This window comes from Aggregatibacter actinomycetemcomitans (genome assembly GCF_003130205.1).
Taxonomy (GTDB): domain Bacteria; phylum Pseudomonadota; class Gammaproteobacteria; order Enterobacterales; family Pasteurellaceae; genus Aggregatibacter; species Aggregatibacter actinomycetemcomitans_A.
Genome location: NZ_NRDF01000025.1, coordinates 1 through 7,974, shown reverse-complemented (window position 1 = coordinate 7,974; position 7,974 = coordinate 1). Strand labels below are relative to the sequence as shown.

The following is a 7,974-nucleotide window of genomic DNA, read 5'->3' as shown; positions in this document are numbered from 1 at the left end:
CAGTCTGTCGTAGATAAACTCAATCTAAGACCACGAAAGTGTTTAGGCCGGAAAACACCTTATGAGGTTTACTTTAAGAAATTGTTGCACTTGGTTTGACAATTCAAGCCATAAAAAAGCCACCGAAATTCGGTGGCAAATCATGAAAAGTGAATGAAAAAGAAAGTTGGTTATTTTGAGGAAACCTGTTTTAAGAAGGTTTGGCGCGGTGAGGTTAAGCCGAGTTTTTCCGCTTCGTTGACTAAATTCATCGCTTTGTTCACATCACCGGCTTTTAACGCTTTGGTGATGGCCTGATTGAAATAGGCTTCGGTGTCTTTATCCACCGGTACATTAACCGCTTTAGACGTCGCAACGTTTGCTGTCGGCACCGGTGCAGGCGCAGCCCCTACCGGTTGAGCCGCTTTTTTATCGGAAGAGGAGAAAATATTGGTCGGCATACCGATAAAGCGCGTACCGTTGGCGTTAGTCACATTCACGATAATCTGACCGTTCAAACTGTGTTTCACTTCAATATCATTCAATGCCGGCGGTTGGTGTCCGGTGCCTTTGGCATACAGTTTCGCCGGATGCGGGATCATGGTGGTTTTCGCCAAATCCTGTTGCGTGGTGTAAATCAACAGATAAATATAACCTTGTGAGGCGGCAGGCGTAAGGTTTAACTCGGCGGCAAAGCGATTCGGTTGCATGCCGCGTTCTTCTTGGAATTTGAATTCAGATGACGGATAAGTCGCCGCTACATTAAAATTGCTGTCTAAAACCACCGCACTTGGAACGAATGCGCTTTTGTCTTCAATAGGGCTGATAATTTCCACTTCCAAAGTGCCTTGGTTCGCCGGAATGCGATAAGCGGCAATCGGGCTTTCTACACCGGCAAAGGGCACAGTAAAGGCTTGTTTTTGTTGTTCGGATAAATTGGTGGTGGCTTTTTCAGAAAAGGACACGTCCTGCCATTGCAGGTTTGCCAGTGCCGTTGAGTTAATATGAACAGGCGTATTAGCCCGGCTTGGTAAGGTTACTGCCATATTTACCAATAAAAGTGCGGTCAAAAATTTCATCGTTTTTTTCATATTAACCTCAGAAAAAAATGTATTTCATGAAAGAATTAGGAAAGTTATTGTGCTACCCGCATTAGCGGATAGCACATTTTGCGGTGATTACCACCACGCTTCAAATTGAACACCTGCGATAAATTCGCCGTCTTTCGCTTTGTAACCATGTTCAATACGATTTTCAGTGTTGAATTTATCATTCCAGTGTGCGTAAGTCCCGAACACACGAATCGCCGGGCGCGCCCAGATGCTGTTGCCTGCCTGCCATTGTTGCGCAAGGGTAACTTTGGTTAAGTCATTTTTCTTACTGGTGGCTTGATCTTTCACCCGGTCATAACCGAGTTCCATTAAGGTACTCATGGTATTTGTCCATTTATACATCGGACGAACGCCGGCAGAGTACCAGGTTTTGCCCTGTTTGTTATCTAAATCGGTTTTTTGATAAATCAAGGCGTACATCATTTCAACTTTATCGTTGAATTGAACGGTACCTTGGTCGATTAAACGGATCATGTGACCACGGTTGCTGGTTAATGAACCTTGCGCATGGCCGTAGTTCCAACCGTCAGATGCCATGGAATCTTTGGCATATTGCACGGTGAATTTATTGAAGCCACCGAAGAACTCGCTTTGAGTGTGTTCAATAGTGAACATATGACCGTTTTTAGTTGCGTCATCATTTACATAGCGAGCACCATCTTTCTTATGGGATCTGGCGTAGTCAAAACCGAATTCCAATTTACCGTTTTCGCTTACTTGAACTTCAGCCAAACGAACATCGAATACATCGTTGTAAACATCTTTTTGTACTTTACGGGTCGTATCCCATCTTTTATTTGCGCGATCATAGTAGTAGCCAAATGCACCGCCTGCTTCCGTATTACGGGTTACCGCAAGAGATAATTTACCAAAACCTAAATCAATGTTTTCAACCCCTGCACCCGGACCGGAAATATCCCAGTAGTAAAAGTCATTCATGTGTACGTCATGACGTTGGTAGAAACGTTTACCGGCCCACAATGTGGTGCCCGGTAAACTGTCGGCGAAATTTTCAAATTTCACGTTTAATTCCCGCACCGCCGGGCTGGTTTCGGTCCAGTCACCTTTGTGTAAATTACCACCATAGGCAATTAAGCTATCAAAATAGAAGCGTTTGTTGCCTTCCTTCCACAATTCCTGACCGAAGCCTAATTCCGCATAGGTGTCGGATTCGTTACCTAAACGGTATTTTGCCGGTGCACCATTAGCAGAAAATGCAGTAAGTTCGCCACCGCCTGATGTCCAACCGATACCGGAACGGGCGTAACCGTGGAAATCCACCGCACTGGCGCTTGTTGCAAATAATGCTCCGCTAATAGCAATTGTCAGAAGTGTTTTTTGAATTTTCATAAGAGACCTCTCTTGCATTGAGTTAATAACCTTAAGCCACCGGTAGCCCGTGGCCTCTATGGTGTAATCAATTCCTTTAAACGCCTTTTTCTTTATATAAACGTTGGCAGGCGGTGCCGTCTTCTTTAAACAGATGGCAACGTTCCGGAATGATGCCGATGTCCATCGTTTCCCCCTCTTTCACCAACACCACATCATTTTGGCGATAAATTAAAGTCGGCTGTTTAATTTCAGGGATTTCAAGATGAATTTGCGTTTCGTTACCGAGCAATTCCACCACTTGTACATTGCTGCACAACGTAACTTCTGCTTCATCAGACGGAATTAAATGCTCAGGGCGTATACCTAATGAAAGGTTTTCACCCACTTTCACGCCATTGCCGGAAACCGGGATCCAGAAGTTATGATGGTTGGCGTCGGGCAATTCGATTTGCACCCGCTCTTTTTCTACCGCGGTCACTTTCACCGGCAGGAAGTTCATTTTCGGTGAGCCGATAAAGCCCGCTACGAAACGATTTTGCGGATAATGGTAAAGTTCCAGCGGTTTCCCCACCTGCGCAATACCGCCCGCATTCAACACCACGATTTTGTCTGCCAGGGTCATGGCTTCCACTTGATCATGGGTAACATAAATCATAGTACGATTGAGTTTTTTGTGTAATTTGGAGATTTCCACCCGCATTTGTACACGCAAAGCGGCATCTAAGTTGGAAAGCGGTTCGTCCAGCAAGAATACTTCAGGCTGAGAAACCAGGGTTCGCCCAATCGCCACACGTTGGCGTTGACCGCCTGACAAGGCTTTCGGTTTACGTTCAAGCAAATGGGCAAGCTGTAAAATTTCGGCAACCTGATTAACGCGCTGATCACGTTCCGTTTTATTCACACCGGCTAATTTCAACCCGAAAGACATATTTTCCGCTACATCCAAATGCGGATACAGGGCATAAGATTGGAACACCATACCGATACCGCGTTTTGCCGGTGGCACATCGTTCATCCGTTTTTCGCCGATATAAAGTTCACCGGTAGTAATATCCTCAAGTCCGGCAATCATTCGCAATAATGTGGACTTGCCGCAACCGGACGGTCCGACAAAGACGACAAATTCGCCTTCTTCAATATCCAAATTAATATCTTTGGAAATACGTACGTTTCCGTAAGATTTTCCCACATTGCGCAATGTTACACTTGCCATAATGAAACCTCTCAATACCTTAATCTTTTTATATTTGGGCTAATCATACTTATCCGTATAAAGAAAAAATCCTCCTTGATAAAAAATTTAGGGGGATTAGATGAAATCGTTCAAAATTCATTCAAATATTTTCTTTTTCGGCAGGCACATAAAATTTTGTGATCCAGCTCTAATTTTTTTAATTAATTTATGTGATCGAAGTCACAAACTTATAAAAAATGTCGATGAGATCACAGTGTTACAGACAAGGAGTAGTCAGGGGGAGGATAACAAAATAAAATATTTCCGGATAATGCCAATAATGTGTAAAAAGGCTTTTTAAGTGTTTCATGCTCACTGGAAAATACCGCCACTCAACTGTGGTTACCGAACGTCAAACCGTTAAACAGGCACCGGACGAAGCGGTTCAACGTATTCGTTCCGGTATCAGTAAATAACCAATAAGGACTTACAACATGAAAAACAAACTCGTTAAATTCACTTTAACCGCCGTGGCGGGCTTAGTTATGTCTTCCGCTGTAATGGCAAAAATGACCGAAGGAAAATTGGTTATTTGGATCAACGGCGACAAAGGCTATAACGGCTTGGCCGAAGTGGGTAAGAAATTTGAACAAGATACCGGCGTTTCCGTTTTGGTAGAACACCCGGACAGACTGGAAGAAAAATTTGCCCAAGTGGCGTCCACCGGTGACGGCCCGGACATTATTTTCTGGGCACATGACCGTTTCGGCGGCTATGCACAATCCGGTTTATTGGTCGAACTGACTCCAAGCAAAGAATTTAAAGATAAATTCGTGGATTTTGCCTGGGATGCGGAAACCTATAACGGCAAAGTCATCGGCTATCCGGTGGCGATTGAATCCTTGTCTTTAATCTACAACAAAGACCTGCTTCCTACTCCGCCGAAATCTTGGGAAGAAATTGTAGAGCTTGATGCCAAACTCAAAAAAGACAAGAAAAACGCCATTATGTGGAACCTGTCCGAGCCTTACTTCACTTGGCCTATCGTCGCCTCTAACGGCGGTTATGCCTTTAAATTTGCCAACGGCAAATATGACATTAACGACATCGGCGTAAATAACGAAGGTTCACAAAAAGCCCTGCAATTCGTGGTAGATATGGTGAAAAATAAAGTTATCAGCGCCGATATGGACTATGCCATCGCCGAAGCGGCATTTAACAAAGGCGATACGGCATTAACCATTAACGGTCCTTGGTCTTGGGGTAACATTGAGAAAAGCAAAATCAACTACGGCGTTGCCGTGTTGCCGACGTTAAACGGTCAAAACGCCAAACCGTTTGTCGGTGTGTTAAGTGCCGGTATTAACTCCGCCAGCCCGAACAAAGATCTTGCGGTGGAATTCATGGAAAACTACCTGTTGACCGATGAAGGTTTGGAAACCGTTAACAAAGACAAACCGCTAGGCGCTGTGGCATTGAAATCCTACCAAGAAAAATTAGCGAAAGATCCGCGTATCGCCGCGACCATGGAAAATGCGCAAAACGGTGAAATTATGCCGAATATCGCGCAAATGAGCGCCTTCTGGTATGCCGAAAAAGCGGCAATCGGCAATGCCGTCAGTGGTCGTCAAAGCGTGAAACAAGCCTTGGACGATGCCCGCGCGCGTATCCAAAAACAACAATAAAGCAAGCCTGATGTGCCGAGCCGAATTAACGGTTCGGCACAATATCAACGGGAGAATACCACTCCCGTTATCTATAAAAGTGCGGTCTTTTTTTTTCAGATGTTTTTCACACCGCCGTTAGTTCGTCATTATTTTCTCGAGGTGTTTTATGCAACAATCTCCGACTCAAGCGACATCGAAATCCCCGTGGCTGAAATATTTGTTAGCCGGCGTCGTATTGTTGATTGACTTATATTTAGTGGTTTTAATGTATTCGCAGGGAGAATATTTGTTCGCCATTTTAACCTTGGTGATTCTGACTTCCGGCGTGTACATTTTCAGCAGCAAAAAAGTGTACGCATGGCGCTATGTGTATCCCGGCTTAACGGGCATGGCGATTTTTATTTTATTCCCGCTGGTCGCCACCATCGCCATCGCTTTCACCAATTACAGCGGCACCAACCAGCTTTCCTTTGAACGTGCCGTTGCCGTATTAGGCGAACAACGTTATTTCGCCAGTGATAAATACGATTTCAAACTTTACCCGCAACAAGACAACAGCTATATCCTCGCCCTACGCAATAACAATACCGGACAGGATTTCGCTTCCGTACCTATTAAACTCGCCGATAATGAAATCACTGTGACCGAACAAGCCGCGCCACAAGGCGAAGCGGCTCCGCTTAAAGTCATTACGCAAAATCGCAGTGCCTTACAAGCCATGCGCGTGACCTTGCCGAGCGGCAATGAATTGACCATGAGCTCATTGCGTCAATTCTCCGAACAAAAACCGCGTTACACCTTTAACAGCGAAACCAACACTTTAACCAATAACGAAAACGGTAAAATCTACAAAGCCAACAACGACATCGGCTTTTTCCAGGCGGTTAATGAAACCGGCGAATGGCTAAATGAAACCTTAGAACCAGGCTATACCGTATCTGTGGGCTGGCTGAATTTCGTGAAAATCTTCACCGATGAAGGCATTCAAAAACCATTCATTCAAATCTTTATCTGGACAGTGATTTTCTCTTTACTCACCGTCGTCTTCACCGTCATCCTCGGCATGGTGCTGGCTTGCGTGGTGCAATGGGAAGCCTTAAAAGGCAAAGGCGTGTATCGCTTGTTGTTAATTTTACCGTACGCCGTGCCGTCCTTTATCTCCATCTTGATTTTCAAAGGTTTATTCAACCAAAGTTTCGGGGAAATCAACGTTATTCTGAATCAATTATTCGGTATCAGCCCGGAATGGTTTAACGATCCGTTCCTGGCGAAAACCATGATTCTTATCGTCAACACCTGGTTGGGTTACCCGTACATGATGATTTTGTGCATGGGCTTATTGAAAGCCATTACGTCGGATTTATACGAAGCCTCCGCCATGGACGGCGCATCCACCTGGCAGAACTTCAGCAAAATCACTTTCCCGTTGTTGTTAAAACCGTTAACCCCGTTAATGATTGCGTCCTTCGCCTTTAACTTTAACAACTTCGTGTTGATTCAATTATTAACCAACGGTCGCCCGGACATGATCGGCACCACCACGCCGGCGGGTTACACCGACTTGCTCGTCAGCTATACCTACCGCATCGCCTTTGAAGGCAGCGGCACGCAAGACTTCGGATTGGCGGCGGCGATTGCCACCATTATCTTCTTGCTCGTCGGCGGCTTAGCATTACTGAACATCAAAGCCACCAAAATGAAATTAGACTAACGCATTCAGGAGAACAGAATTATGGCTATCGTACAATCCAAATCTGCCCGCTACCGTTTATGGGCTACCCATTTACTGCTGATTGCATTTATTTGTCTGATTATTTTCCCTCTTCTGATGGTGATCGGCATTTCTCTGCGCCCGGGCAACCTCGCGTTGGGCGATCTGATTCCGAAACAAATTTCCTGGGAACACTGGCAAGCGGCGCTCGGCTTCGATGTGGTACACGCCGACGGCTCCGTCACACCGCCGCCGTTCCCTGTGTTGTTGTGGTTATGGAACTCCATTAAAGTGGCGACCATCACCTCTGTCGGCATCGTGACCCTCTCCACCACCTGCGCCTATGCTTTCGCGCGAATGAAATTCAAAGGCAAAAAGACCATCTTGCAAGGCATGTTAATTTTCCAAATGTTCCCTGCCGTATTGTCTTTGGTCGCCTTATACGCCTTGTTCGATCGCCTCGGTCAATATATTCCGTTCCTCGGCTTAAACACCCACGGCGGCGTGATTTTCGCTTACTTGGGCGGTATCGCCTTACACGTTTGGACCATTAAAGGCTATTTTGAAACCATCGACGGTTCCCTGGAAGAAGCCGCTGCCTTAGACGGCGCCACTCCATGGCAGGCATTCCGCTTGATTTTATTGCCGCTCTCCGTACCGATTCTGGCGGTGGTGTTCATTCTGTCCTTTATCGCCGCCATTACCGAAGTGCCGGTTGCCTCGCTATTATTACGCGATGTCAACAGCTACACCCTGGCGGTGGGAATGCAACAATATCTCTACCCGCAAAACTACCTCTGGGGCGACTTCGCCGCTGCAGCGGTGCTTTCCGCCATTCCGATTACCCTCGTGTTCTTACTGGCTCAACGCTGGTTAATCGGCGGATTAACGGCAGGCGGGGTGAAGGGGTAAAACACCATTTGTAGATACTGTCTCCCAGCCCCAAAGTCAAATGTTTTTTCACTAAGCTAAACAAACTTGTGGTTGGTAAAAAGTTTT

6 protein-coding genes are annotated in these 7,974 nt (G+C 45.8%); 3 read left to right on the top strand and 3 right to left on the bottom strand.

The window, feature by feature from the left end; translation table 11 throughout:
- Positions 1-170: 170 nt before the first annotated feature.
- The 3 genes from malM to malK form a co-directional block, all read right to left on the bottom strand.
- On the bottom strand, positions 171-1,070 hold the full coding sequence (malM, locus tag DK423_RS10750; RefSeq protein ID WP_005557550.1) for a maltose operon protein MalM: 900 nt from the start codon (positions 1,068-1,070) through the stop codon (positions 171-173).
- Positions 1,071-1,157: 87 nt separating this feature from the next.
- Positions 1,158-2,441, bottom strand: a complete 1,284-nt coding sequence (locus DK423_RS10745; RefSeq protein ID WP_061886467.1) for a maltoporin — start codon at positions 2,439-2,441, stop codon at positions 1,158-1,160.
- A 76-nt stretch (positions 2,442-2,517) separates the two neighbouring features.
- Complete coding sequence (gene malK, locus DK423_RS10740; RefSeq protein WP_109043981.1) at positions 2,518-3,636, bottom strand: maltose/maltodextrin ABC transporter ATP-binding protein MalK; 1,119 nt, start codon at positions 3,634-3,636, stop codon at positions 2,518-2,520.
- A 455-nt stretch (positions 3,637-4,091) separates the two neighbouring features.
- On the opposite strand from malK, the gene malE reads away from it, so the two are divergent.
- The 3 genes from malE (at position 4,092) to malG (ending at position 7,887) form a co-directional block, all read left to right on the top strand.
- On the top strand, positions 4,092-5,282 hold the full coding sequence (malE, locus tag DK423_RS10735) for a maltose/maltodextrin ABC transporter substrate-binding protein MalE (RefSeq protein ID WP_005557557.1): 1,191 nt from the start codon (positions 4,092-4,094) through the stop codon (positions 5,280-5,282).
- Positions 5,283-5,430: 148 nt separating this feature from the next.
- The gene (gene malF, locus DK423_RS10730; protein WP_061886915.1) at positions 5,431-6,975 is read left to right on the top strand and encodes a maltose ABC transporter permease MalF; all 1,545 of its coding nucleotides are present in this window, start codon (positions 5,431-5,433) and stop codon (positions 6,973-6,975) included.
- A gap of 21 nt (positions 6,976-6,996) precedes the next feature.
- Complete coding sequence (gene malG / locus DK423_RS10725) at positions 6,997-7,887, top strand: maltose ABC transporter permease MalG (protein WP_005557562.1); 891 nt, start codon at positions 6,997-6,999, stop codon at positions 7,885-7,887.
- Positions 7,888-7,974 lie beyond the last annotated feature (87 nt).

What these genes read in the sequence shown, in the direction of transcription:
- malF (WP_061886915.1), top strand. Translation starts at nt 5,431, where the DNA reads ATGCAACAATCTCCGACTCAAGCGACATCGAAATCCCCGTGGCTGAAA.
- DK423_RS10745 (WP_061886467.1), bottom strand. Translation starts at nt 2,441, where the DNA reads ATGAAAATTCAAAAAACACTTCTGACAATTGCTATTAGCGGAGCATTA.
- malE (WP_005557557.1), top strand. Translation starts at nt 4,092, where the DNA reads ATGAAAAACAAACTCGTTAAATTCACTTTAACCGCCGTGGCGGGCTTA.
- malM (WP_005557550.1), bottom strand. Translation starts at nt 1,070, where the DNA reads ATGAAAAAAACGATGAAATTTTTGACCGCACTTTTATTGGTAAATATG.
- malK (WP_109043981.1), bottom strand. Translation starts at nt 3,636, where the DNA reads ATGGCAAGTGTAACATTGCGCAATGTGGGAAAATCTTACGGAAACGTA.
- malG (WP_005557562.1), top strand. Translation starts at nt 6,997, where the DNA reads ATGGCTATCGTACAATCCAAATCTGCCCGCTACCGTTTATGGGCTACC.